This window comes from Amycolatopsis sp. NBC_01480 (assembly GCF_036227205.1).
In the GTDB taxonomy this organism is placed as follows: Bacteria; Actinomycetota; Actinomycetes; order Mycobacteriales; family Pseudonocardiaceae; genus Amycolatopsis.
This window is the reverse complement of record NZ_CP109442.1, coordinates 8,939,176-8,963,827: the sequence shown is the minus strand read 5'-3', so window position 1 is coordinate 8,963,827 and position 24,652 is coordinate 8,939,176. Positions and strand designations below refer to the sequence as shown.

At 71.1% G+C, this 24,652-nt stretch carries 21 protein-coding genes; 8 read left to right on the top strand and 13 right to left on the bottom strand.

Features of this window, described 5'->3' with window-relative positions; genetic code table 11:
- Nucleotides 1-33: 33 nt before the first annotated feature.
- On the bottom strand, nt 34-819 hold the full coding sequence (locus tag OG371_RS41695; RefSeq protein ID WP_329062330.1) for an IclR family transcriptional regulator: 786 nt from the start codon (nt 817-819) through the stop codon (nt 34-36).
- Nucleotides 816-1,937, bottom strand: coding sequence for a Zn-dependent alcohol dehydrogenase (locus OG371_RS41690; protein ID WP_329062328.1), 1,122 nt, complete (start codon nt 1,935-1,937; stop codon nt 816-818). The genes OG371_RS41695 and OG371_RS41690 overlap by 4 nt, the downstream gene beginning before the upstream one ends.
- Before the next feature lie 395 nt (nt 1,938-2,332).
- Between OG371_RS41690 and OG371_RS41685 the strand changes: the two genes are divergently transcribed.
- The 4 genes from OG371_RS41685 to OG371_RS41670 are packed head-to-tail and all read left to right on the top strand — an operon-like array spanning nt 2,333 to nt 7,258.
- Complete coding sequence (locus tag OG371_RS41685) at nt 2,333-3,613, top strand: MFS transporter (protein WP_329062326.1); 1,281 nt, start codon at nt 2,333-2,335, stop codon at nt 3,611-3,613.
- 29 nt (nt 3,614-3,642) lie between these two features.
- On the top strand, nt 3,643-4,419 hold the full coding sequence (locus OG371_RS41680) for an SDR family oxidoreductase (RefSeq protein ID WP_329062324.1): 777 nt from the start codon (nt 3,643-3,645) through the stop codon (nt 4,417-4,419).
- Between the two features lie 29 nt (nt 4,420-4,448).
- Nucleotides 4,449-5,894: an FAD-binding oxidoreductase gene (locus OG371_RS41675; RefSeq protein WP_329062323.1), complete on the top strand. Its 1,446-nt coding sequence runs from the start codon at nt 4,449-4,451 to the stop codon at nt 5,892-5,894.
- On the top strand, nt 5,894-7,258 hold the full coding sequence (locus OG371_RS41670; protein ID WP_329062321.1) for an FGGY-family carbohydrate kinase: 1,365 nt from the start codon (nt 5,894-5,896) through the stop codon (nt 7,256-7,258). The genes OG371_RS41675 and OG371_RS41670 overlap by 1 nt, the downstream gene beginning before the upstream one ends.
- A gap of 34 nt (nt 7,259-7,292) precedes the next feature.
- On the opposite strand, the gene OG371_RS41665 is transcribed toward OG371_RS41670, so the two are convergent.
- The gene (locus tag OG371_RS41665) at nt 7,293-7,847 is read right to left on the bottom strand and encodes a glycerol-3-phosphate responsive antiterminator (RefSeq protein WP_329062318.1); all 555 of its coding nucleotides are present in this window, start codon (nt 7,845-7,847) and stop codon (nt 7,293-7,295) included.
- A gap of 144 nt (nt 7,848-7,991) precedes the next feature.
- The gene (locus OG371_RS41660; RefSeq protein WP_329062316.1) at nt 7,992-8,924 is read right to left on the bottom strand and encodes a LysR family transcriptional regulator; all 933 of its coding nucleotides are present in this window, start codon (nt 8,922-8,924) and stop codon (nt 7,992-7,994) included.
- A gap of 99 nt (nt 8,925-9,023) precedes the next feature.
- Between OG371_RS41660 and OG371_RS41655 the strand changes: the two genes are divergently transcribed.
- Entirely contained in the window at nt 9,024-9,995 is a 972-nt protein-coding gene (locus tag OG371_RS41655) for an NAD-dependent epimerase/dehydratase family protein (RefSeq protein ID WP_329062315.1), read from the top strand.
- Nucleotides 9,996-10,243: 248 nt separating this feature from the next.
- Here OG371_RS41655 and OG371_RS41650 read toward each other — a convergent pair whose 3' ends face one another.
- From OG371_RS41650 to OG371_RS41635, 4 genes are all read right to left on the bottom strand, one after another.
- Entirely contained in the window at nt 10,244-11,089 is an 846-nt protein-coding gene (locus OG371_RS41650; protein WP_329062313.1) for an SDR family NAD(P)-dependent oxidoreductase, read from the bottom strand.
- Nucleotides 11,086-12,009, bottom strand: a complete 924-nt coding sequence (locus OG371_RS41645) for an alpha/beta fold hydrolase (RefSeq protein WP_329062311.1) — start codon at nt 12,007-12,009, stop codon at nt 11,086-11,088. Before OG371_RS41645 ends, OG371_RS41650 begins: the two co-directional genes overlap by 4 nt.
- Entirely contained in the window at nt 12,009-13,532 is a 1,524-nt protein-coding gene (locus tag OG371_RS41640) for a flavin-containing monooxygenase (protein ID WP_329062309.1), read from the bottom strand. Before OG371_RS41640 ends, OG371_RS41645 begins: the two co-directional genes overlap by 1 nt.
- 233 nt (nt 13,533-13,765) lie before the next feature.
- Nucleotides 13,766-14,689 (bottom strand): TIGR03619 family F420-dependent LLM class oxidoreductase, encoded by a 924-nt coding sequence (locus OG371_RS41635; RefSeq protein WP_329062307.1) that lies wholly within the window; start codon nt 14,687-14,689, stop codon nt 13,766-13,768.
- Nucleotides 14,690-14,874: 185 nt separating this feature from the next.
- Between OG371_RS41635 and OG371_RS41630 the strand changes: the two genes are divergently transcribed.
- Nucleotides 14,875-16,092 carry a PucR family transcriptional regulator gene (locus OG371_RS41630; RefSeq protein WP_329062305.1) on the top strand — a complete coding sequence of 406 codons (1,218 nt, stop codon included), beginning with the start codon at nt 14,875-14,877 and terminating at the stop codon, nt 16,090-16,092.
- Nucleotides 16,093-16,099: 7 nt separating this feature from the next.
- Here the strand turns inward: OG371_RS41630 and OG371_RS41625 are convergent, their stop codons facing one another.
- From OG371_RS41625 to OG371_RS41615, 3 genes are all read right to left on the bottom strand, one after another.
- Nucleotides 16,100-16,558, bottom strand: a complete 459-nt coding sequence (locus tag OG371_RS41625) for a hypothetical protein (RefSeq protein ID WP_329062303.1) — start codon at nt 16,556-16,558, stop codon at nt 16,100-16,102.
- Between the two features lie 167 nt (nt 16,559-16,725).
- The gene (locus tag OG371_RS41620) at nt 16,726-17,076 is read right to left on the bottom strand and encodes a hypothetical protein (RefSeq protein WP_329062301.1); all 351 of its coding nucleotides are present in this window, start codon (nt 17,074-17,076) and stop codon (nt 16,726-16,728) included.
- Nucleotides 17,073-17,477, bottom strand: a complete 405-nt coding sequence (locus OG371_RS41615; RefSeq protein ID WP_329062299.1) for a hypothetical protein — start codon at nt 17,475-17,477, stop codon at nt 17,073-17,075. Before OG371_RS41615 ends, OG371_RS41620 begins: the two co-directional genes overlap by 4 nt.
- Before the next feature lie 225 nt (nt 17,478-17,702).
- Between OG371_RS41615 and OG371_RS41610 the strand changes: the two genes are divergently transcribed.
- Together OG371_RS41610 and OG371_RS41605 are read left to right on the top strand one after the other, a co-directional pair.
- Nucleotides 17,703-21,524 carry an nSTAND1 domain-containing NTPase gene (locus OG371_RS41610; RefSeq protein WP_329062296.1) on the top strand — a complete coding sequence of 1,274 codons (3,822 nt, stop codon included), beginning with the start codon at nt 17,703-17,705 and terminating at the stop codon, nt 21,522-21,524.
- 224 nt (nt 21,525-21,748) lie between these two features.
- A complete protein-coding gene (locus tag OG371_RS41605; RefSeq protein ID WP_329062294.1) occupies nt 21,749-22,591 on the top strand; it encodes a class I SAM-dependent methyltransferase in 843 nt (280 codons plus the stop codon).
- 69 nt (nt 22,592-22,660) lie between these two features.
- Here the strand turns inward: OG371_RS41605 and OG371_RS41600 are convergent, their stop codons facing one another.
- Together OG371_RS41600 and OG371_RS41595 are read right to left on the bottom strand one after the other, a co-directional pair.
- Nucleotides 22,661-23,338, bottom strand: a complete 678-nt coding sequence (locus tag OG371_RS41600; RefSeq protein ID WP_329062292.1) for a response regulator transcription factor — start codon at nt 23,336-23,338, stop codon at nt 22,661-22,663.
- Nucleotides 23,335-24,648, bottom strand: coding sequence for a sensor histidine kinase (locus OG371_RS41595; protein WP_329062289.1), 1,314 nt, complete (start codon nt 24,646-24,648; stop codon nt 23,335-23,337). Before OG371_RS41595 ends, OG371_RS41600 begins: the two co-directional genes overlap by 4 nt.
- Nucleotides 24,649-24,652: the final 4 nt, after the last annotated feature.

Here is a 24,652-nt window from a genome sequence, read left to right as displayed (position 1 = left end):
TTCCTTGCATCGCTTCAACTTTCGCTTCAGGATTCATCGGTGGCGGCCCAGCTCGCCCGCGGCCCAGCGGACCTCCTCGATCAGCGTCCGGGCGCGGTCGGGCGACACCGAGTTCGCGGGCACACAGGCGGTCACCGCGGCGACCGCGCGGCCCTCGGCGTCCAGCACCGGCGCCGAGAAGCACGACAGGTTCGCCGTCATCTCCTCGACTTCGGTGGCGTGGCCGCGTTCCCGGACCAGCGCGAGTTCGGCGCGCAGCGCCCGCTCGTCGCCCACGGTGGCCCCGGTCAGCCGCGGCAACCCGGTGGCCAGGACCGGCCGCAGGTCCTCCTCACCGCGGTAGGCGAGGATCGCCTTGCCGCTGGCGGACGCGTGCGCCGGCAGCTGCCGGCCGATCCGGGTCTGCAGCCGCACCGGCTTCGTGGTGTCGACGTGCGCGATGAACGTGACCTCGGCCCCGGACAGCACCGCCAGCTGGACGGTCTCGTCCTGGCGGTCCCGGATCTGCTCCGCGCAGGTGTAGAACATGCCGAGCAGGCCGGCCAGCTCCCCGCCGGCGGGCTCGGCGTAGGCGGCCATCCGGGGCCCGACGACGAACCGGCCGTCACCGGTCTTGCGGGTGACGCCCAGCTCGCCCATCGTGGCCAGCAGCCGGTGCACCGAGCTCTTCGGCGCGCCGACGGCCACCGCGAGCTCGCTCAGCCGCAGGCCGCGCCGTCGCTCAGCCAGCGCGTCGAGGACCGCGAACGCCTGCGCGACGGCGGGACTGCGCTTGCCCGGCTCCCGCTCCGCCGGCACCCCGGCTGCTTCGGGGTTCACCGGCCGGCCAGCTCCTCGTCGACGATCACGACGCCACGGCGGTTGGACCCGCCGGTCAGGTCGGCGAACGCGGTGTTGATCTCGTCGAACGCGTAGGTCTTCGAGATCAGCTTGTCGATCGGCAGCTTGCCGGTGTGGAACAGGTTGAGCAGCTTGGGGATGTCCTGGGTCGGGCGGCTGGAGCCGTAGAGGCTGCCGGTCAGGTACTTCTCCTCGCGCACGAACCGCGCGGCGGGGACACTCGCGTACGCCGTGGCGGCGGGGACTCCGACGCACACGACGGTGCCGCCCGGCGCGGTCGCGTCGAAAGCTTGTTCCAGCAAGCCTTCCTGGCCGACGGCGTCGATGGTCACGTCGGCGCCCTGCCCGCCGGTGAGCGCGCGGACCTCGGCGACCACGTTGTCGTCCGGGCTCAGCACCCGCGTGGCGCCGAAGACCGTGGCCCCGTCCCGCTTGCCCGGGTGCGGCTCCACGACCACGATGTGGTCCGCGCCGGACAGCTGCGCAGCCATGATCGCGCTGAGCCCGACGCCGCCCGCGCCGTACACCAGCACCGCGTCGCCCGGCGCGACCCGCGCGCGGTTGACCACGGCGCCGTACCCGGTCACCACACCGCAGCCGGCCAGCGCGGCGACCGGCAGGGGCACCGAATCCGGGATCTTGATCGCGCTCGCGGCGGGGACCACGGTGTGCTCGGCGAAGGTGGACAGGAACGAGTAGTGGTAGACGTCCCGGCCGCGGTCGTGCAGGCGGACGGTGCCGTCGAGCAGGGTGCCGCCGAGCAGCGCGGGGGCGCTGGCGGCGCAGAGCACCGGCCGGCCCGCCTGGCAGTAGCGGCACCGGCCGCAGCTCGGCAGCCAAGACAGCGCGACGTGATCGCCGACGGCGACGTGCGCGACCCCGGCGCCGACCGCGGTGACCACACCCGCGCCCTCGTGCCCGAGGACGGTCGGCAGGGGCGAGGGGATCCGCCCGCTGATGGTGTGCGCGTCACTGGCGCACACGCCGGTCGCGGCGATCTTCACGGCGACCTCGCCGGGCACCGGGTCGTCGAGCGTGAGCGTGCGGAAGGTGAGCGGACCGCCGGTCTCCTCGAGAACGGCAGCAAGAGTTTCCATTCGAGTAGCTCCTCGTGAGGCAAGTCTGCGGAGTAATGAAGATGGGCCACCCGAACGGTGTTTGTTCCATATGTGGAACGCGTTCCCCTTGGGCCGGCGTCGAGTATGAGGACGGCTTCCCCGGGGTGTCAATAGGTCCGGCGGGGCGGGGTTCGCCGCTCGCTCGGACGGCGCAAGACCGGTCTCGAACAGGGCAAACCCGTCGGGTGGACGGCGCTTGACAGCCGGGGAGACCTGTGGTTACGCTGGTCTGACCACAACCGAATACTTCAGTTACTAGAGACCTCAGAGAACAGTAACCCCATTTCATCGCAGGGGATTGCTGTTCTCTTTTTTTGTGCCCTGATGCCCCTGACGTTATTTTTCCACGGTATTCCACAGTGAGGTGGTCGAAAGTGAGTGGTGCGCGGAGGCGGCTGAGTTATCTGCTGCTGTGCACGTCCGGCGGTGTCATTTTCCAGGTCGCCTACATCCGGTTCGTCTTCCTGGAGCCGACCTACCACGCCCTCGGCCTCACCTCGCAGGAGTACGGCGACATCATGTCGGTGTTCGGCGCCGTGGCCGCGGTCATGTACTTCGCCGGCGGCTGGTTCGCCGATCGGTTCGCCCCGCGCACGCTGGTGGTCGCGGCGCTGGCCATCACCGGCGTCGCCGATCTCTCGCTGACGATTTCGCCCGGTTACGCCACGGTGCTGCTGGCGCACATCGTGATGGCCTTCGCCGGCATGGCGCTGTACTGGCCCGCGCTGGTGAAGGCGATCGGCTCGTTCGGGCCCACCGAGCAGCAAGGCCGGCTTTTCGGCTTCCTGGAAGCGATCCGCGGCGTCACCTCCACGGTGATCAGCGGGGTGGGCGCGCTGCTGATCGGCACCGTGCTGGCGCCGACGGTCGGGGTACTGACGCTCATCGCCGTCTACGGTGCCCTCTGCCTGGTGCTGGCTGCGCTGATCTGGTTTGCGCTGCGCGGCCAGGCCGACGAGGCTCCGGCTGGTGAACGTTCGGCCCTGTCGGTGCGCCAGCTGCTCGCGGCCGCGCGGAACAAGTACACCTGGCTGCTCGGCGGCTCGATCATGCTGATGTACTGCTTCTACACCACGCTCGGCTACTTTTCCCCGTTGCTGCAACACAACTTCGGTGTCACGGCCGGGCTGATCGGCGTGCTCGGCGTGGTGCGCAGTTACGTCTTCCAGTTCGTCGCCGGGCCGCTCGGCGGGTTCGCCGTGGACAAGGTGACCCACTCGACGCCGCGGTTCCTGCGGCTCGCCTTCGCCGGCGCGACGCTGTGCGTGGCGGTCCTGCTGTTCCTGCCGGGCGCGCCCGCGCTGCAGTGGGCCGCGCTGACGCTGATGTTCGTGCTGTCGTTCATGGTCTTCGCCAGCCGCGGGGTCTACTGGGCGAGCATCACCGAGGCGCGCATCCCGGCCGACCAGCGCGGCGGCGTGATCGGCCTGGCCTCGGGGCTGGCCTACCTGCCCGACGCGTTCCTGCCCGGCCTGGTCGCCTGGTGGATCGGCGACGCGTCCACGAACACCGCCCCGTACGGCGGCTACGGCACGCTGTTCGGCGTCCTCACCGCCGCCGGCCTGATCGGGATCGCCCTGACCTCCCTGACTTTGTGGGTGCAGCGCCGTGAGCCGGCCGAAGAACCGTTGCCACGCGCGAGCGCCCTCGCCTGAACTCCCGTACCTGAAGAAAGGCCCTTCCGTTGGAAATCCAGGACTTCTCCCTCGACCTGTTCTCGCTGCGCGGCCGCAACGCGATCGTCACCGGTGGCAACACCGGGCTCGGGCGGGCGTTCACCGTGGCGCTGGCCAAGGCCGGCGCGAACGTGTTCGGGCCGACGGTGGTGGACGACGGCGGCGAGACCCGGCGCCTGGTCGAGGCTGCGGGCACCCGGCTGGAGACGGTGAAGGTCGACCTCACCGAGCCGGGGGCGCCGGCCCACGTCGTCCAGTCCTGTGTGGACGCGTTCGGTTCGGTCGACATCCTGGTCAACTCCGCCGGCATCAGCAACGTGGCGCCGGTCGAGGAGTTCGGTCGGGAGCAGTGGGACCCGATGGTCGCGCTCAACCTGACCGCGCCGTTCGAACTCGGCTGGCTCGCCGGGCGGCTGATGGCGAAGCAGGGGCACGGCAAGATCGTCAACATCGCCTCGCTGTTCTCGTTCCTCGGCGGGCAGATGTCCCCGGCGTACGCGGCGACGAAACACGGCATCGTCGGCTTCACCAAGGCGTACTGCGACGAGCTGGGCTCGAGCAACGTCCAGTGCAACGCCATCGCCCCCGGCTACTTCGCCACCCCGATCACCGAGCAGACCCGCGCCGACGCGGTGACCAACCAGCGCGTCCTCGACCACATCCCGGCCGGCCGGTGGGGCGAGCTGGGCGACCTGATGGGCGCGGTGGTGTTCCTGGCCAGCCGGGCCTCGGACTACGTCAACGGGCACGTCCTCACCGTCGACGGCGGCTACCTCACCCGATGAACCCCACCCAGAACGGAGCACAGGAAACCATGGACACGACCGCCATCATCGACCGGCTGCGCGAGATCGCCGGCCCCGAGCGCGTGGACACCGACGAGCGGCTGCTGCGCGAGGCGAGCGTCGACCGGTTCAAGAAGTACACCGCCGTGCACGACATCTACGACGGCCCGTTCCCGCTGGCGATCGTGCGCGCGGGCAGCACCGCCGACGTCGCCGCGGTGCTGGCTTTCGCCAACGAGCACGGCGTGAACATCGTGCCGCGCACCGGCCGCACCGGCACCGAGGGCGGCCTCGAGACCAGCTTCGAGCGCACGATCGTGCTCGACGGGTCCGAAATGGACCAGATCCTCGACGTCGACCCGGTCGACATGCAGGTCACCGCGCAGTGCGGCGTCCCGCTCCAGGTGCTCGAAGACCGGGTGCGCGAGCTGGGCCTCACCACCGGCCACTCGCCCCAGTCCAAGCCGCTGGCCCAGATGGGCGGGCTGGTCGCCACCCGTTCGATCGGCCAGTTCTCCACGCTGTACGGCGGGATCGAGGACATGGTGGTCGGTCTCGAGGCGGTGTTCCCGGACGGCACGGTCAGCCGGATCAAGAACGTGCCGCGCCGCGCGGCCGGGCCGGACATCCGCCACGTCGTGATCGGCAACGAGGGCGCGCTGTGCTTCGTCACCGAGGTCACCGTGAAGCTGTTCAAGTACCAGCCGGAGAACAACCGCTTCCACGGCTACCTGCTCGACGACGTGCGGACCGGGATCGAGATCCTGCGCCAGGTCATCACCGAGGGCTACCACCCGTCGGTCGCGCGGGTCTACTCCGAGCAGGACGCCGCGCAGCACTTCTCCCACTTCGCGAACGGCAAGTGCGTGGCCGTTTTCCTCGCCGAGGGGCCCGCCCCGCTCGCGGACGCGACGAGCACGGCGATCGACGAGATCGTCGGGCGGTACCAGCACGAGCGGGTGGACCCCGAGCTGATCCGCGCGTGGTTCGCCAACCTCAACTGGGGCCCGGACAAGATCAAGGCCGAGCAGGACACCATGCTGGCCGAGCACCGGCTCGGCTACACCACCGAGGTGTCGGCGAACTGGTCGGTGGTCGGCGACGTCTACGACGCGGTGATCTCCCGGATCACCAAGGAGTACCCGCATTTCGAGGACCTGACGATGCTCGGCGGGCACTCCTCGCACAGCTACCAGACCGGCACCAACATGTACTTCGTCTACGACTACCGGATCAACTGCGAGCCGCGCGAGGAGATCACGAAGTACCACATCCCGCTGAACGCGATCATCGTCGAGGAGACGCTGGCCCGCGGCGGCTCGATGGTGCACCACCACGGCATCGGCAAGTACCGCGCGCCGTGGACCGAGCAGGAGCACGGCAGCGCGTACCCGGTGCTGCGCAAGCTGAAAGAGGCCTACGACCCGAACGGGATCATGAACCCGGGCACCATCTTCCCGGCCGGGGACCGGTGATGACCGGCTACCTGCTCGGGATCGACAACGGCTCGCAGAGCACCAAGGTCACCGTCTTCGACGAGCACGGCAGGGTGCATGCCCGGGCCAGGGTTCCGTTGCGGCCCAACGACACCCCGCGACCGGGCGTGGTCGAGCACCCGGACGACGACCTGTGGGACTCGATCGGCGCGGCCACCCGCGCGGCGCTGGACGCGTTCGACGGGCGGCCCGAAGAGATCCTCGGCGTCGGGCTGTGCACGATCCGGTTCTGCCGCGCGATGCTGCGCGCCGACGGCACGCTCGCCCAGCCCGTGCTGAGCTGGATGGACGAGCGCGTGTCGCGGCCGTACGAGCACACGAACCCGGACGTCCGTTACGTCACCACCTCGTCGGGTTACATCACCGCGCGGATGACGGGGCAGTTCCGCGACACCGCGGCGAACTACCAGGGCGTGTGGCCGATCGACACCGACACCTGGGACTGGGTGCCGGAGCCGGAGGTCCCACGCGAAATGCTGTTCGAGCTGGTGCAGCCCGGCGACCGGCTCGGCACTGTGACGGCCGCGGCGGCCGCGCACACCGGGCTGCCGGAGGGGCTGCCGGTCTTCGCCACCGCCAACGACAAGGCAGTCGAGGCGCTGGGCAGCGGTCTCGCCGACGACCGCACCCTGTTGCTGTCCCTCGGCACCTACATCGCCGGCATGACCACCGGCGCGCGGAATGTCCGTGACGCCAAGGCGTTCTGGACGAATTTCGCCTGCCGGCCGCACTCGTACCTGTACGAGAGCGAGGGCATCCGGCGTGGCATGTGGACGGTCAGCTGGCTGCGCGACCTGCTGGGCGACGAGGAGTGGCTGAACGCGGGCGCGGCGACCGTGCCCGCGGGGTCCGATGGCCTCATCGCGGTGCTGGACTGGCTCGCACCCGTCGAGGCGTCGTTCCGGCGTGGCGCGTTCCTCGGGTTCGACGGCCGGCAGGGGCCGTTCCACCTGTACCGGGCCGTGCTGGAGGCGATCGCGCTCACCTTGCACGGCAACGGGAACGCCATGGCGGCGGAGCTGGGCACGGAGTTCTCCCGGGTGCTGGTCTCCGGCGGCGGCGCGGGCTCGGACGTGTTGATGCAGATCGTCGCCGACGCCTTCGACCGGCCCGCGCGACGTGCGCAGGGCGGGGTGGAGCTGGGCGCGGCGATCTGCGCGAGTGTCGGCCTCGGCCTGTTCGGCGGCTTCGACGAGGCGGCGGCGGCGCTGGTCGCGCCGGGGGCGGAGTTCGTGCCGGACCCGGCGACCCACGAGCGTTACCGGCGCCTGGGCGAGGTGTACCGGGAGCTGCCCGGCCACACCGACCCGCTGTTCACCTGGCTGGCCTCGAAGGGGGAGTGAGGCGGCCCGCTTTTCGGAGGCACCGCCGGGGTCCCTACATGGACCAGACGTCCACATTGGACGAAGCGATCGCGGTCGCGCCGGCGCCGAGCGCGGCCAGCACGTCGTCCTTGTCGCAGACCAGGCCGCCGGCGATGATCGGCACTTCGGTGTCGGCGCGCAGCCAGGTGATCACCCGGGGCACGCAGCCGGGCAGGATCTCGATGTAGTCCGGCCGGGAGATCGCCAGCTGCTTGCCGAGATTGTGGTACGAGAACGAGTCCACCAGGAAGAAGCGGTGCACCGCGAGCAGGCCGCGCGCCTTCGCGGCCTTCACGATGGCCGCCTTGCTGCTGAGCACGCCTTCGGCCTCGGTCCGCTCGGCCACGAAGTCCACTGCGATGTCGCGGCTGACCAGTCCCTCGATCAGGTCCACGTTCACCAGCACGGTCTTCCCGGCCGCGCGCAGCCGTTCGACCAGCCCGGGCAGCGTCAGGATCGACCCGAAGAGCAGGAACACCACCGGTGCTTCCACCTCGGTGACCGCGCGCAGCCCGGCCTCGTCCTTGACACTCGCGACGACCGGATGGTCCAAGAGGAGTTCGTGCACCACTCCACTATGACATTCCCGCGCGACATTCCGGCGCGACATTCCCGCGCGGCATTCCAGCCACTGCGCCAGGCCCCAGTACGGCAGTCGGGCTTGTGGAGGCGACGGCTTGAGGGCGCCGGTCCAGCGCCTCTGCGGGTTCGATCAGGTGTGAGCGTCGGCGTCGTGGTCGCCGCCGGCAAGTTGTCGGGCGACGTCGCGGGGCACGCGTACGCCGCGGGTGCGCAGGTCGGTGATGAAGCGGGCGGAGAGCGGATCCGGCCGGGCCGGTGTCACCGCGATCAGCTGCCTGACCCACTTGGGCGAGAAGGACCGGATCGCGGCGGGAAGGCCGGCGCTCACCGCGCTCACCGGGGTGACGCAGACGCCCAGGCCGGCGGCTGCGAGCTGGGGCGCGGCTGCGGTGATCGCGGTGCTCATCACCGGCTCGGGTCGCACCCCGGCATCGGCGAATGAGCGGTCCAGCCAATCGCGCAGTCCGTTGTCCGGCGCGAAATGCACCAGCGGCACGCCGTCGAGTTCCTGCAGACGTACGTCGCCCGACCGGGCCAGACGGTGCTCGGCTGGTGCCGTCAGGACGATCTCCTCCTCGGCGACCATGCTGGTCACGTAGCCCTGCGGGACCGGCGCGGGCAGCAGCACGATGTCCACTGCGCCGGTGTCGATGGAGCCGAGCAGCTCGGCGAGCACGGCGGACTCGCGCAGGCTGACGACGATGTGCGGGCGTCTGCGGTGCCATTCCCGCAGGACCGGGGCGACGAGGGGCACGGTGAGGCTCTGGGCGCACGCCACGCGCAGGCTTCCGCCGGTGCCGTCGCCGACCGCGCGAGCCGAGCGCACGGCCGACGCGGCGGCCTCGAGCGTCCGGCGGGCATGCGGGAGGGCGGCGTTTCCTGCCGGGGTCAGGCTTACCCCGCGCGGACGGCGGTTGAGCAGCGCGGTTCGCGTCTCGCGTTCCAGCTCGGCCAGCTGGTGCGACACCGCAGGCTGGGTCAGGTGCAGCAGCCGTGCGGCTTCGGTGATCGATCCGCAGTCGACGACCGCGACCAGGCATTCGAGCGCACGAAGGGATGCCATACACAGATTCTATGCCAAGTCTCGGAACTATGAATATCGCGATGGGAAGGTCCGGAGGCCGCTGGTCGCTGAACACCTCGGGCGCCCGCATCGGGCGCTGTGCACGAACGCAATCAGGAGGTTGAAATGGCGCAGGTTTTCGTCACCGGCGGGTCGGGGTTCATCGGGCGAGCGCTGATCCGTCGGCTGGTGGACGAGGGACACGGCGTGCGAGCTCTTGTCCGGAGCGCGACGGCAGCGGGCACTGTCGCGGCGCTGGGCGCGGAACCGGTGCGGGGCGAGCTGACCGAGCCCGCTTCATGGCGCGACGCGGTGTCAGGCAGCGAGGTGCTGTTCCACCTGGCGGCCGAGACCGATCTCGACGCCGACCTCGCCAGGCATCAGCTGGTGACCGTCGAGGGGACCCGGGCCGCGCTGCAAGCCGCACGCCATGCCCAGGTTGCCCGTTTCGTGAACTGTGGGAGCGAGGCCGCGCTGCTGGCCGGCGCCCCGCTCGTCGATGTTGATGAAACAGCGCCCCTGCGGCCGGACTCACCCGCGGCGTACTGCGCAGTCAAGGCGCGGGCTGAGGCCATCGTGCTGGACGCGAACACGCAGGACTTCACCACGGTCTCCATCCGCCCCAAATTCGTCTGGGGTGCCGGAAGCCCGGTTACCGACGGCTTCGCCGCCATGGCTGAGGCAGGCCAGTTCTCGTGGATCGACGGGGGCCGCCACACGACCGACATCACCTTCGTCGACAACGCCGTCGAGGGCCTGCTCCGGGGTTGGCAGCACGGCGAGCCCGGCCAGGCCTACTTCATCACCGACCAGGAACCCGTGCGTTTCCGCGAGTTCATGCAGACCGTCTTCGACATCTACGGCGTCGACACCCCGATTCCCGACATCGACCTCGACACCGCGGCCCAGGCCGTTCCGGTGCCTGCACGCTGGTTCATCGGGCAGACCTGCACCCTGCGCACCGACAAGGCCGTCAAGGACCTCGGCTACCGGCCGGTCGTATCCCGGACGGCGGCGCTCGACATCCTGCGCCGATCCCGACAGCCCGAGAGCGCATCCGCGGGCCGCTGACCCGAGGATCAAGACCGTCGGCTGCGCGAGCATCGTCCGGCTGGTCCCCGAGAACGCCCGGGGCAAGGCGATCTCAGTCGCCTTGCCCCGGCACACCGGCGGCCCTGTCCCTGGGGCTTCTCGCGGGTACCGTCTTGGGGACGCAACCAGCCGGCACACGACGTTCGGCGTGATGGCGGCGCTCGGCGTGGCACTGATCGCCTGGGTCTTCGCCTCCGTGCCGGACCTGGCAGCCGAAACTCGCCTCCCTAGGACGTCATCGTCCGCCGCTCGAAGCGGACGGCCACCTTCGGATACAGCCGCGGGAACAGCCGCACGAGCAGGTCGATGGCCTTGGCGTCGTTGCCGACCAGGATGCGCGGGCGGCCCGCCTCGACGCCGTCGAGCACGATGCTCGCGGCCTCTTCGGCGGGCATCTTCAGCAGCTTCTCGTTGTAGACGCGGGCTCGTGCTTCGGCGCGTGGCGTCAGGTTTCCCTGCTTGCGTGCACGCTCGACGCTCGCGTTCGCGATGTTGGTCTTGACCCCGCCGGGATGGACCACGCTGACTCCGACCGGGTGGCGGGCGAGCAGCAGCTCGGCGCGCAGGCTCTCGGTGAAGCCGCGGACGCCGAACTTGGCGGCGCAGTAGTCGCTGAGCGAGGGCTGCGCCATGATCCCGTTGAGGCTGGAGACGTTCACCACGTGCCCGTCGCCGGACGCGATGAGGTGCGGCAGGAACGCCTTCGTGCCGTGGATGACGCCGAAGAGGTTGATCCCGATGACCCGTTCGTAGTCGGCCCAGTCGTTGTCGAGCACCCCGCCGCGCCCGCCGCTGACCCCGGCGTTGTTGTAGATCTGGTGCACCACACCGAAATGCTCCGCGACGGCCGACGCGTAGGCCTCGACGGCGGCGCGGTCGCTGACGTCCAGATGCGCGGTGTGGACCTCGGCCCCGAGCGCCTTGACGCGGTCCGCGGTTTCGCCGAGGCCGAGGTCGTCGACGTCGGAGACCGCGAGCCGCGCGCCGCGGCGGGCGAGTTCGAACGCCAGCTGCCTGCCGATGCCGGAACCGGCGCCGGTCACGGCGGCGACCTTGCCGCGCACGCTGCTCATCGGGTGCCTCCTGAACGGGTTTTCGGCGCTTCGGCGGTCTGCGCCAGGCCGGTGGTCAGTTCCACCAGGCGGTCGAGCACCCCCGGCGGGAGATGGTGGCGCAGACCGGTGATTTCGACGTGGCGGGCGCCCGGGATGGCCTGCGCGGTGGCCCGGCCGCCGCTCGGGTGGACCATCAGGTCGGCGTCGCCGTGCACCACAAGCGTCGGGGCGGTGATGCGGCGCAGCTCGGCGGTGCGGTCACCCGAGGCCTGGATGGCGCTGATCTGGCGCGGCACTCCGGGATTGACGCCGCCACTGCGTTCCCAGGCGCCGGTGGCCCAGGTCCGTTCGAGCGCCTCGTCGGGCGGGAACGTCTTCGAGCCGATGTGCGAGAGCAGCGAAAGGTGCCGCTCGGCCGACTCCTCGGCGGTCCGGGCCGGCGGCTTGGCCAGGCGCAGGATCGTCGACCGCGCAGGTTGTCCGACGCGTGGGTGGCCGGTGGTGGAGAAGATGGAAGTGAGCGTGGCGACGCGTTCGGGATGCCGGGCCGCGACGGTCTGGGCGATCATGCCGCCCATCGACATCCCGGCCAGATGCGCGCGTTCGACGCCGAGGTGGTCCAGCAGTCCGATGGTGTCGGCCGCCAGGTCACCGAGGTCGTACGCGCCGGGCCGGGGCCGGGCGAGCAACTGCCGCAGGCGGCCGGGCGCCGGGGTGGCGATGCGGCTCGACCGTCCGGCGTCGCGGTTGTCGAAGCGGATGACACGGAAGCCGTGGCCGGTGAACCCGTCGACCAGCTGCTGCGGCCACGAGGTGAGGTCGAGGCCCAGCCCGGCGATCAGCAGCAGCGGCGGCCCGTCCTCGGGACCTTCGACGCGGTAACAGAGACGGGGTCCGGCCGGGAGGTCGGCGAACCGGTCGCCGGTGGCGGCGGGCATCAGCCGGTCACCGCGTCGGCCGGGCGCGCGACGGGCGCGGGCTGGGTGGCGCGGGAGAAGTGCAGCTCGGGGTCGGCCACGCTGCCTTGGCGCAGCTGCTTGGCGTCGGAGTGGTAGTCCATCGAGGTCAGCCACGGCGCGCGGTTGCCCTGCCGGGGCAGCTGGTCCACGACGCGCCGGACGTAGCCGGCGCCGAAGTTGATGAACGGCTGCTTCGGCATGTCCGGGTCGGCGGGCTCGGGGCGGCAGACGGTGTGGCCGTGGGCGTCCATGTGCGTGAGCAGCCGGCAGAAGTGCTCGCAGAGCAGGCCGACCTTCAGCGTCCACGACGAGGTGGTGTACCCGATGGAGTAGGCCAGGTTCGGCACCCCGGAGAGCATCATTCCCTTGTAGGTCACCGTGTCCTCGAGGCGCACCGGCTCGCCGTCGACGGTCAGGTCGAGCCCGCCGAAGGGCTGCAGGTTCAGCCCGGTGGCGGTGATGATGACGTCCGCCTCGAGTTCCCGGCCGGACTCCAGCAGCAGGCCCTTCTCGGTGAAGGTGGCGATCCGGTCGGTCACGATGTCGGCTTCGCCGGTGCGGATGGAGCGGAACAGGTCGCCGTCCGGGACCAGGCACAACCGCTGGTCCCACGGGTCGTACGGCGGGTTGAAGTGCACGTCGACCGGGTAGCCCGCGGGCAGCTGCTTGGCGGTGATCCAGCGGATCAGCCGCCGCGAGGCCTTCGGGAACCGCTGGGTGAACCGCCAGATCGCCCGCTGCCGGAAGGCGCCGAACGAGCGGGCCATGGCGTGCCCGCGCTCGTCCCCGAAGATCTTCTTGAGCCGCACGGCCAGGGCGTCGCTCTTCGACACCGGCAGGACGTAGCTCGGGGTCCGCTGCAGCATGGTGACGTGCCCGGCGGTCGGCGCCATCGCCGGCACCAGGGTGACCGCGGTGGCCCCGCTGCCGATCACCACGACGCGCTTGCCCGCGTAATCGAGGTCTTCCGGCCACTGCTGCGGGTGGACGATGGTCCCGGCGAAGCGCTCGCGGCCCTCGAACTGCGGGGTGAACCCCTCGTCGTAGCGGAAGTAGCCGCCGGCGCTGAACAGCCAGTCGCAGGTCAGCTGGGTGCGTTCGCCGGTGTCGGTGCGCTCGATGTCCACTGTCCAGCGGGCCTGCTCCGAGGACCAGGACGCGCCGACGACCTTGTGGTGGAACCGGATCCGCCGGTCGATGTCGTGCTCGGCAGTGGTCTCCCGCAGGTAGGCGAGGATCTTGTGGGCGTCCGCGATCGAGTCCGCGTCCCGCCACGGCTTGAACTCGTAGCCGAACGTGTAGAGGTCGGAGTCCGACCGGATGCCGGGATACCGGAACAGATCCCAGGTCCCCCCGATCGCGCCGCGCCCCTCGAGCAGCGCGAACGAGCGATGCGGATGATCCCGCTGCAGGTAGTACGCCGCGCCGATCCCGGAGATCCCGGCCCCGACGATCAAGACGTCGAAGTGTTCGGCAACAGGCGACGTGGAGGCAGAAGACATCGGCGGCAACTCCCAGCAGTGGTGGTCGGCCCTTGCATCGTGCGGTGTCCGGCGGCTCTTGGCCAAGGGGAATCGGCCTCAGGCTTCACCCGATCGTGGTGCACAGTGCACCAGCCGGCAGCTTCGCCCTGAAGGCCACCATGACGGCATGCAGGTCTCTGAAGGTGGCCTTCAGGGCATCCGACGGAGATCCGCGACGGCCGGTGGAAGCCGCGAGCAGGTCGAGCTGTGGTTCAGCCGTTGCCGGGAGCGAGTTCGTGCATGAGTTCCTCCGCTCGGGCGGTCGCCGCGGCTGGGTCGGCGGCCGGGGTGCCGATCTGGGGATCCCAGTTCAGGTCGTAGAACAGTTCCGTGACGCCTTGCTCGCCGAGCCAGGCGGCGTCCTCGCGGATTTGCTCGTAGCTGCCGGAGAGGCGTTGGCGCGTGCCGTCCGGGGTGGCGACCGGGGCGCCGGCGCGGACCGCGCCGCGGCAGACGAAACGCAGGGCGGCCGGGTCCTTGCCGGCTTCGGAGGCGGCTTCGCGGGCGATGTCGATCTGGGCGCTGATGCCGGTGAGGTCTGTGCCGCTGGCGCTCAGCCAGCCGTCGGAGATCCGGCCGGCTCGGGCTACCGCCGCGGGAACAGCGCCGCCGAGGAGGACGGGCGGGCCGGGGCGTTGCACGGGTTTCGGCAACATGCGGCTTGGCGGCACGGTGTAGAACTCGCCCGCGAACTCGCTGACCTCGTCCGCCCAGAGCGTGTGCAGCACCTGGAGGTACTCCTCGGTGCGTGCGCCGCGCCGGGCGGTCGAGCCGCCGGTCGCGGTGAATTCGGCGGCCGACCAGCCGACGCCGAGGCCCAGGTCCAGCCGTCCGCCCGACAGCAGGTCCAGGGTCGCGGCCTGGTTGGCCAGGTAGGCCGGCGACACGAACGGCAGATTCAGCACCGAGACACCAAGCCGGATGCGCGACGTGCGAGCCGCGGCGAAACCCAGTGCCACCAACGGGTCCAGCACGCTCTGGTACACCGGCGCGAGCTTCTGGTCCGTGCCGACGAGCAGGCGCTGGAAAGTCCACAGTGACGCATAGCCCAGCTCTTCCGCCCGCTCGGCGAAGCGGGCCAGATTGTCCGCGGTGGCCCAGGCGCCGGAAACCGAAGCGCCGAATCCGATCTGCATGCCGCCAGCCTACGACCGGTCGTCCCGGGGGACCGGGTCACCCGAGTCCCGCGAGCCTGCGACTGGTCGGCCCGGCGGCCCGGACCACCCGATCCGGGACCCCGGAGCCAAGCCAGAGTCCGGAGCGGACAATCTGCACTCTGTCAACCGTCTTATGGTGCACAATGCACCGCTATGCTGGCCCCATGTCGTGGGACCCGCCGTCGCCCCGGGTGCAGGAGCTGATCCGCCGGGGTGCCGAGATCGCGCTCCGGCCGCCGCCGGAGTGGCTGGACGAGCTGGACGAGGCCACGCTCACCAGCGCGGCCATGGAGCCGATCGCCAGTGATCCGGTGCTCGCCGCCGCGACTCGGCGGACGAACCGGTCCAACCTGGTGTTCTGGGCGGCCGCCAACCTCCGCGCGCCGGGCGTGCCGGTCCGCGCGAACGACGGCGAGGCACCGCTCGGGGTGGCCCGCGACCTCGTCCGGCGCGGCCTCGACGAATCCTCGCTCGACGCCTACCGGATCGGCCAGGGCGTGGCGGAGCGGTTCTGGATCCAGATCGCCTGCTCGCTCACCACGGACACCGAAGAACTACGCGCCCTCCTCGACGTCTCACTGCGGTCCATCGCCGCCTTCGTCGACGCCACCGTCGCCTCGATCTCCGCCCGGATGCGAGCCGAGCGCGGCGAGCTGACCCGCGGGACGCACGCCGAACGCCGCGAGATCGTCGCCCTGCTGCTGGACGGCGCGCCGATCACCCGCCTGCGCGCCGAGACGCGGCTGGGCTACGCCTTGGAACGCACGCACACCGCCGCCGTCATCTGGACCGACGATCCCGACGCCGATCTTCGCGAGCTGGACCGCGCCGCCGACGCCTTGGCCGCGGCCGTCGGCGAGATGCGCCCGTTGAGCGTGCTCGCGAGTGCCGCGTCCCGGTGGGTGTGGGTGCACGGCCGTCCGGACATCGACGAGGTGCGGGCCGCGCTGGATCAGCTGCCGGCCGTGCGCATCGCCCTCGGCCCGGCCGCGCCCGGGGTGGACGGCTTCCGCCGCAGCCACCTCGACGCCCTCACCACCCAGCAGATGCTGGCCCGGCTCACCTCGGTCCAACGGCTGGCCTCACACGACGAGGTCGAGCTGGTCGCGCTCCTGACCAGCGCCCCGGACCGCGCCGACCGCTTCGTCAAGCGGACGCTGGGCGACCTCGAAGGCGCGGCGCCGGAGGTCACCGAGGCAGTCCGCACGTTCATCGCCGAGCAGGGCAACACCTCGAAGGCCGCCGCGCGCCTGTTCACCCACCGCAACACCCTGCTCCGGCGGCTCAACCGCGCGGACCGGCTGCTGCCCCGCCCGCTCGCCGAGCATCCGCTGGAAGTCGGTGTCGCCCTTGAGGTTCTCCGCTGGCGCGGGGGCGACTGACGGGGAGTCACGGCCGTCCGCAGAAGGTGCGCTCGGCTTCGAACGGGTCCGGCGGGACGGTGACCTGGCTCCGGTGCCAGGCGCCGGTCAGGTTGTCCCAGAACCGCTTGAACGACAAGGGTTCCCGGGTCGAACGCTGGATCTCGGCGAGGTCCCCGCAGCCGAGCGCGTGCCGGGCCGCGGCCACCTGCGGCGCGGTGACGTCGCCGCGCAGCATGAAGTTGCCCGCGGGATCCAGTGGCGCGCCCGGTTCCGCGTAATCGGCGAGCAGCCACGCGTTGCCGAGCGGTTTGGAGTGGCCCGGCTTCAGCGTCGGGAAGGTGAACCGGGCGCCGACCGGGTTGGCCAGGCCCCAGAAATCGACCACCCCGACGTCAGTGGGGGAGAGCGCACCGACCGTGCCGAGGTAGACCCCGACGATCATCACCTTCCCCGCAACACCCGTGCGCAACGGTGTGGTGATCACGTCGTTGAGGCCCGGCGCCGTTCGCTGGTAGATCAGCGACCGCTGTCCGGAATCCGCCGGCTCCAGCGGGCCGGCATGACAAAGGACCGCCAGGCGCCGATGCGCCTGGCGGTCCGGGTTTCTGCCGTCTCCGTCAGTTTGGTCTCGTGAGGTGCACTGTCATGCCATCAGCAAGAGCCGGGCAGTCCTTCGTAAAAGTAGAGATTGCCGTTGGGCACCCACCCTCGTGCATGCTGCTGGTATTCGTCGTCCACGAAGGTCCATCCGGCAGACGTGCAGTCGAAGATTATCCCTGCGTCAGTTGTGTAGGCGATTGCGTTGATGTGACAGCTCAGCACTGCACCTGTCCGCAAGCCGGAATCGATCTTGATGCCGCCGGCCACGGTCTGGCTGTCCTGCCACCCTTGGCCGCAGTAGCCGGCGGCTGCCGCAGGGGTGCTGACCGCCACTGTGGTGCTGCCGGTCAAGATCGTGGTTGCCGCGAGCATCATCCAGGCTCGCCTGTGGATCGTCTTCATGGGCAGTAGACCCAGCCAGTCCAGCCTCCGTAGCCATTGCCGGTTGAGCAGTAATGGAGGCCAGTTGTGCCGAATACCCCGATGGTGTTGCTGTGGTTTGTGCCGATCCCCACCTTGGCGGGCGGCAGGGTGTGGCTGGCCTCCCCATTCCCTATGCGGGCCCAGCCGGAGCCTGGGTCGTGGTAGACGTGATAGTCGGAGCCGACGACGACATCTTCGACCAGCCCGGTGTCCCACTGGAATTCGACGGGGGTCGAGCCACAGAGGTAGTAGCCCGAGTGGCCGTAGGCGCTGGTGACCGCGCAGGCCTCTTGCGGGGCCGTCGTGCCGCCACTCGACGCCGCGGCGACTCCTGATGGCGCCAAGCCGATCAGGGCGAGCAGGCCCACGGCGAAGCTCATGCGTCTCAACATACGAATCCTCCCCTTCATACGGTGTTCGGAATCCGGCGGCTGCCGGTCAGGCCGGTGCGATGCCAACCGATGACAATGCCCCCTGCGCACTATCTCGGTCGCAGCCCGTAGCGGGCAGAGCCTCTGTGTAGTGCTTCCGGGTTGTTCTGTGTCGATGGCTGGCTCCGGAACAACAAGGTCCGAACAATGAACGCCGGGGTGAGGGGGCCGGTCGTGCCACGTCGTGAGCGTCCGCTGGATCCGGGCGGGGATGTGCTTTCCCAGTTCGCCGCAGGTTTGCGGCGGTTGCGGGAAAGGGCGGGCGGCCCGACCTACCGGGAGCTGGGGCAGCGGGCGCACTACGCGGCGGGAACGCTGTCCGACGCCGCCGGGGGCCGGCGGCTGCCGACTTTGGCGGTGGCGCTGGCGTATGTCCGGGCCTGTCACGGTGACGTCGGCGAGTGGGAACGGCGGTGGCATGCCGTCGCGGCCGAGGTGGCGGGCGGCGGCTCGGTCGCGACGGAGGCCGCCGGTGAAGTGGCGCCGTACGCCGGATTGGTGGCACTGCAACCCGCGGACGTGGACCGGTTCTTCGGCCGGGACCGGCTACTGGACGAGCTGGACGCGAAACTCGCCGGGCATCGGTTCGTGGCCGTGGTCGGTGCTTCCGGGGCGGGGAAGTCCTCGCTGTTGCGCGCCGGGCTGGTCCCGCGGCTCGGTGCCGGCGCCGAGGTCGTGCTGGTGTCGCCTGGCGCGCATCCGTTGGAGGAATGCGCGATCCGGCTGGCGCCGCTGGTGCGGTCGACCGTCGCGGCCGTGCTCGCCGAGCTGGCGGACGATCCCCGGAACCTGCGCCGGCTCGCCGCCCAGGCGCTGACCGGCCGGGCCGAGGGCGCCGAGTTCGTCCTCATCGTGGACCAGTTCGAGGAAGCGTTCACGCTGTGCGCCGATCCGGCCGAGCGGGCCGGTTTCCTCGACGCGCTGCTGCGCACCACGGCGGCGGGCAGCCGGATGCGGATCGTCGTGGGCATGCGCGCGGACTTCTACCTGCACTGCGCGGAGCACGCCGAGCTGGCGGCCGCCGTTTCCGCCGCGCAGGTGCTGGTCGGGCCGATGACCACCGCCGAGCTCCGGGACGTGATCGTCCAGCCCGCGGTCCACGCCGATTGTGCCGTGGAAGGCGCGCTGCTGGCGGAACTGGTGGCGGAGGCGGGCGGACGGCCGGGCGTGCTGCCGCTGCTGTCCCACGTGCTGCTGGAGACCTGGCGCCGAAGACGGGGAAACACGCTGACGCTGGCCGGATACCTTGCGGCGGGCGGGATCCAGGGTGCGCTCGCGCAGACCGCCGAGGACATCCACGCGGACTTCGACGCCGGGCAGCAGCGGCTGGTCAAGCAGTTGTTCCTGCGCCTGACCACCCTCGGCGACGGCACCGGGAACACCAAGCGCCGCATCCACCGCAGCGAACTCGAGCCGGCCGACGACGCCACCGGCGCCGTGCTGACCCGCCTGGCCGAAGCCCGCCTCGTCACCATCGACGCCGACACGGTCGACCTCACCCACGAATCCCTCGTCACCGCCTGGCCGCGCTTGCGCGAGTGGCTCACCGAGGACCGGGAGAGCCTGCGCGTCCACCGCCGGCTGACCGAGGCCACCGCCGTCTGGGAGTCACTGGGCCGCGATCCCGGAGTGCTCTACCGGGGCACCCGGCTGGGCATCGCGAAAGACCGGGCCGGCGACCTGTCCCTCACCGCGAGGGAACGCGAGTTCCTCCGGGCGAGCATCACCGCCGACGAGACCGATCAGGCGGCGGCCCGGCGCCGCAACCGCCGGCTCCGGCAGCTGGTCGCGCTCCTCGCCGTGCTGCTCCTGCTGGCCGCCGCCACCACCGGGTACGCCGTCCACGCGCAGAATCAGGCCTCCGCGGAACGCGACATCGCGATCTCCCAGCGAGTCGCCGGCCAAAGCGATGCGCTGCGCACCGCGAACCCCGCGCTCGCCGCGCAGCTCGGGCTCGCCGCCTACCGCCTCGCGCCGACCGCGGAAGCCCGCGGCACCGTGCTCAGCACCTTCGCGGCGCCGTATGCCACCCAGCTCACCAGCCACACCGACGGCGTCAACGCGCTGGCCTTCAGCCCCACCCGGCACCTGCTGGCCACGGCCAGTGACGACCGCACCGCGCGGTTGTGGGACGTCGCCGATCCCCATCACCCGCGCGAGCTGGCCACCCTCGACGGCCGCGAGGAGGTCTACTCGGTCGCGTTCAGCCCGGACGAACGGATCCTCGCCACCGCTGCCCGGGACCATCTCGTCCGCCTGTGGGACATCACCGATCCGGCCCACCCGCGCGAGCGGGCCGAGCTCGCCGGCCACACCGACCGGGTCTACTCGGTGGCCTTCAGCCCGGACGGGCGGTTCGTCGCGACCGCGGGCGAGGACCACACCATCCGGCTGTGGAACGTGACCGATGTCGACCGGCCGCAGTCGCTGATCACCCTCACCGACCACTCGGAACGCGTGTACCAGGCCGTCTTCAGCCCAGACGGCCGGACGCTGGCCAGCGCGAGCGGAGACGGCACCGCCAAGCTGTGGGAGGTAGCCGACCCGCCCCACGCCCGGCTGCTCGCCACCCTCACCGGGCACACCGACCGGGTCCGGGCCGTGGCGTTCAGCCCGGACGGGCGCACCCTGGCCACCGCGTCCCAGGACCGGACGGCCCGGCTGTGGGACGTCGCCGACCGGTCCCAGCCACACTGGCTCGCCACGCTCACCGGCCACACGGACAAGGTCTATTCGGCGGTGTTCAGCCCGGACGGACGCACCCTGGCCACCGCCGGCCAGGACCGCACCGTCCGGACCTGGGACGTCACCGACCCCCGGAACCCGCACACCGGCGCCGTGTTCACCGGCCACACCGAAATCGTCTGGTCCGCGGTCTTCAGCCCGGACGGGCGCACCCTGGCCAGCTCCAGCTGGGACCGCACGGTCCGGCTCTGGGACCTCGCCGACCCGCATCACCCCGGCCCCGCCTTCGCACTGGCCGGTTCCGCCGGCGCGGTCTACTCGGCAGCGTTCAGCCCGGACCGGCGCACCGCCGCCACCGGCAGTGCCGACCACACCGCGCGGCTGTGGGACGTCGCCGACCCGGCCCATCCCGCGGAACTCGCGGTGCTCACCGGCCACACCGGCCAGGTGCAATCGGTGGCTTTCAGCGCGGACGGGCGCCTGCTCGCGACCGGCAGCGACGACCACACCGTCCTGCTGTGGAACGTCGCCGACCGGGCCCACCCGCGGGCGCTCGCGACTCTGACCGGCTACAGCAACACCGTCAACGCGGTGGTGTTCAGCCCGGACGGGCGCTTCGTGATCACGGCCTCCAGCGACGCCACGGTCCGGCTCTGGGACATCGCCGATCCCGCGTCCCCCCATCCGCTGGCCACCCTGACCGGCCAGGTCGGCCCCGTCTACTCGGCGGCCGTCAGCCCGGACGGGCGGATCATGGCCACCGCGGGATGGGATGCCACAGTCCGGCTGTGGGACGTCACCGACCCCGGCCGGCCGCGTCAGCTGGCCGGGGTCACCGGGCACGCCGGCCCGGTCTGGTCGGTCGCGATCAGCCCGGACGGGCGGACCATGGCCACCGGCGGAGACGACCGGACCGGCCGGCTCTGGGACATCACCGACGCCGCTCACCCGCAAGCGCTGAGCACCCTCACCGGCCACACCGGCCACCTCTACTCCGTCGCGTTCAGCCCTGGCGGACACACTGTGGCGACCGCCGGCGACGACCACACCGTGCGGCTTTGGGACGTCTCCGACCTTCGGTCACCACAATTCCTGGCCGCGCTCACCGGGCACTCCAACCGCGTCTGGTCGGTGGCGTTCGGCCCGGACGGCCACACCGCGGCCACCGCGAGCGACGATGGAACCGCGCTGCTGCGCGAAACCGACCTCGATTCCGCCGCCCGCCGCATCTGCCAGACCACTCCCGCCATCACCGCCGCGGACTGGCACCAGTTCTTGCCCGAGCGGGCTTACCAGCCGCCCTGCCCCTAGCGTTTGGCGTCGGCCGGCACAAGAGCCTTGATCAGACCGAAGACTTGCCCCCGGTCAGTACGGTGGTACTGGCGGATCGCTGGGACCCCGCGACCTTCGCCGTCAGCGAGCGCCCCGGCGTGAGCGGCAGCCCGGAGCCGGCCAGGTGAGGGTCCGGCCCGGAATCCTGCTGGTCAGGCTGTGTGGGGCGACGCCCTGTTCGACCAGATCGAGGAGCCTGGCCCGTGCCTTTAGACTCGACCGGCAAGATCTCGTTCGACCACATCTACACCGCGCCCGACCCGCGACCGTACTTCGGCACGCTGAATCGCGTGGATTACCAGATTCCTCAGCTCGCGAAGCCGTATTTCACGAAACTGATCGAGGAATATCAGGCAGAGCGCGGAATTCCGCAGCCGACGGTGCTCGACGTCGGCTGTTCGTACGGCGTCAACGCCGCGTTGCTGCGGTGCGAAACCAGCCTGGACGACCTCTACGCGCAGTACACCGAACCCGGCGTCGCGGACCTCGACCGCCCGGCACTGCTCGAGCGCGATCGACGGCTGGTGCGGACCCACGCGACCCCCGACGGGGCCCGGTTCTTCGGCCTCGACGCGTCGGGACCGGCGCTGGAATACGCGCAGTCCGCGGGATTCCTCGACGAGACCATCCGCGCGGACTTCGAGCGCGACGACGCGGATCCGGCGCAGCAGGCGCTGCTGGACCAGGTGGACCTCGTCGTGTCGACCGGCTGCGTCGGCTACGTCACCGAGCGGACGATCGACCGGATCGCCCGCGGCTCACGGCCGTGGATGGCGCATTTCGTGCTGCGGATGTTCTCCTACGAGCCGGTCGCGGAGCGCCTCGCCGAGCTGGGCTACGAAACGGCGGGCATCGACGGCGTCTTCCGGCAGCGGCGCTTCGCCTCCGACGAGGAGCAGACCCAGATCCTCGCCACGCTGGACGGCGTCGGAGTCGACCCGGAGGGGCTCGAGTCCGAAGGCTGGCTGTACGCGCAGTTGTACGTTTCCCGGCCGTTGAAGGCCGACGGGCTCGCCTCGGCGCTCAGCGCGGTCTCCGCGGAATGACCGGCGATCCCGTTGTGGCCGGGGAAATCGGCCACAACGGGATCGGCCGCTCAGTAAGCACGAGCCCGGTCAGGCCGGCCCGCGGGGCTGGGTCAGGCCGAGGTCGTAGGCCACGATCACGGCCTGGATCCGGTCGCGGGCCCCGATTTTCGCCAGCACTCGGCCGACGTGGGTCTTCACCGTGGACTCCGAGAGCACCAGGCGCTCGGCGATCTCGCCGTTGGTCCAGCCCTGCCCGATGGCGACCAGGATCTCCCGCTCGCGTTCGCTGAGAGCCAGCCAACGGGGATCGTCGCGGCCTCCCCGCGCGTCGGTGCCGTCGGGCAGGCGATGGGCGTACGTGTCAAGCAGCCGGCGGGTGAGGGCGGGCGCGATCACCGCGTCCCCGACGGCGACGGCCCGGATGCCGGCCAGCAATTCCTCCGGCTGCGCGTCCTTGAGCAGGAACCCGCTGGCGCCCGCGCGCAGTGCCGCATAGGCGTACTCGTCGAGGTCGAACGTGGTCAGCACGAGGACCCGCGACCGCCCGCCGGTGGCCACGATGTGCCGGGTCGCCTCGATCCCGTCCATGCCGGGCATGCGGATGTCCATCAGCACGACGTCGGGACGCAGCTCGGCGGTCCGGCGCACGGCCTCGGCCCCGTGCGCGGCCTCGCCGGCCACCTCGGTGTCGGGCGAGGCCTCCAGCAGCATGCGGAAACCGAAGCGCTGCAAAGGCTGGTCGTCGACGATCAGGACGGTGGTCACGCCGCACCACCGGAAGCACGAGGACTGAGGTCCAGGACGGTCTGCACGGTCCAGCCGCCGCCGGGTCCCGGCCCGGCGGAGACGGTGCCGTCGTACAGCGCCGCGCGTTCCCGGATGCCGGCGAGCCCGTGCCCCTCCACCGGCGAGCGCGCGGGCGGCCCGTCCTGGTCGGGCGTCCCGGTGTCGTGCACGCGGATGCTCAGCCGGGTGTCCTCCGCGGTGAGCTGGACGTGCGCGTGGGTCCGCGGCCCGGCGTGCTTGAGCGTGTTGGTGAGCGCTTCCTGGACGATCCGGTACGCCATCAGCTGCACCCCGCGGTCCAGCGCGTCGAGGTCGCCGCCCGACTGGTAGACGACCACGGGGCCGGCCGCGCGGATCCGGGCGCACAGCGCGTCGAGGTCGGCGATGCGGGGCTGCGGGTTGAGCTCGGGGGTGTCGGACTGCTCGCGCAGGACGCCGAGCATGCGCCGCATTTCGCCGAGCGCCTGCCGTCCGGCGTCGCCGACCAGCCGCAGCGCCTCCTTGCCGCGGTCGGGACGGGTCTCCGCCGCGTAGCTGCCGCCGTCGGCCAGGGTGATGATCACCGACAGGCTGTGGCCGATGATGTCGTGCATCTCGCGGGCCACCCTGGCCCGCTCGGTGGCGGCGGCGAGCTTGCTGCGCTGGTCGCGTTCGAGTTCGAGGATGGCGGTGCGCTCACGCAGGCTGGCCAGCTGGGTGCGGCGGATCCGCACCGCCAGGCCGAGCGCGGCGGCCGCGGTCACCGCGCACAGCACCAGGAAAAGGGACTCCCACAAGGAAAAGACCGCGGAGACCTTGACCGCGAGCGGGACCATCACGCCGAGCGTGGCGGCGCACACCCACGGCAGCTGCCGGAGCCGGCCGTGCACCGCGACGCTGTACAACGCGATCAGCAGGGCGAAATCGGCGCGCAGGAACACGTCCAGCGACCACTGGACGAGGAACGCCGCCGCGATCACGCCGAACGCGGGCACCGGCGCCCGGCGCCGCCACAGCAGCGGGAGCACGAGCGCGATCTGAAGCGCGAGCGTGCCGGCCAGGGGCAGGTGCGCGAAGGCGATCTGCAGTTCGCGCGGACCGCGCGGCTCGACGACATCGCCGTCATGGATCAGGTCCGGCAGGCAGGTCATCAGGAACACGGCGATCGTGACGGCCGTGTCGAGCACCCACCGATGCCGCCCGTCCGCCTGCCGCAGGCGCTGGCCGGCCTGGGTCAGCCGGGTGAGCAGCGGATGGGTCGCCACCGGTGCGGGCCCGGGGCCCGGTCCGGCGGCGTCGTCGCTGCTCACGGCT

Excerpts from the sequence above, each read along its gene's own strand:
- OG371_RS41615 (WP_329062299.1), bottom strand. The coding sequence starts at position 17,477 with ATGAGCTTCGCCGTGGGCCTGCTCGCCCTGATCGGCTTGGCGCCATCA.
- OG371_RS41620 (WP_329062301.1), bottom strand. The coding sequence starts at position 17,076 with ATGAAGACGATCCACAGGCGAGCCTGGATGATGCTCGCGGCAACCACG.
- OG371_RS41640 (WP_329062309.1), bottom strand. The coding sequence starts at position 13,532 with ATGTCTTCTGCCTCCACGTCGCCTGTTGCCGAACACTTCGACGTCTTG.
- OG371_RS41670 (WP_329062321.1), top strand. The coding sequence starts at position 5,894 with ATGACCGGCTACCTGCTCGGGATCGACAACGGCTCGCAGAGCACCAAG.
- OG371_RS41635 (WP_329062307.1), bottom strand. The coding sequence starts at position 14,689 with ATGCAGATCGGATTCGGCGCTTCGGTTTCCGGCGCCTGGGCCACCGCG.
- OG371_RS41660 (WP_329062316.1), bottom strand. The coding sequence starts at position 8,924 with ATGGCATCCCTTCGTGCGCTCGAATGCCTGGTCGCGGTCGTCGACTGC.
- OG371_RS41690 (WP_329062328.1), bottom strand. The coding sequence starts at position 1,937 with ATGGAAACTCTTGCTGCCGTTCTCGAGGAGACCGGCGGTCCGCTCACC.
- OG371_RS41645 (WP_329062311.1), bottom strand. The coding sequence starts at position 12,009 with ATGCCCGCCGCCACCGGCGACCGGTTCGCCGACCTCCCGGCCGGACCC.
- OG371_RS41630 (WP_329062305.1), top strand. The coding sequence starts at position 14,875 with ATGTCGTGGGACCCGCCGTCGCCCCGGGTGCAGGAGCTGATCCGCCGG.
- OG371_RS41650 (WP_329062313.1), bottom strand. The coding sequence starts at position 11,089 with ATGAGCAGCGTGCGCGGCAAGGTCGCCGCCGTGACCGGCGCCGGTTCC.
- OG371_RS41675 (WP_329062323.1), top strand. The coding sequence starts at position 4,449 with ATGGACACGACCGCCATCATCGACCGGCTGCGCGAGATCGCCGGCCCC.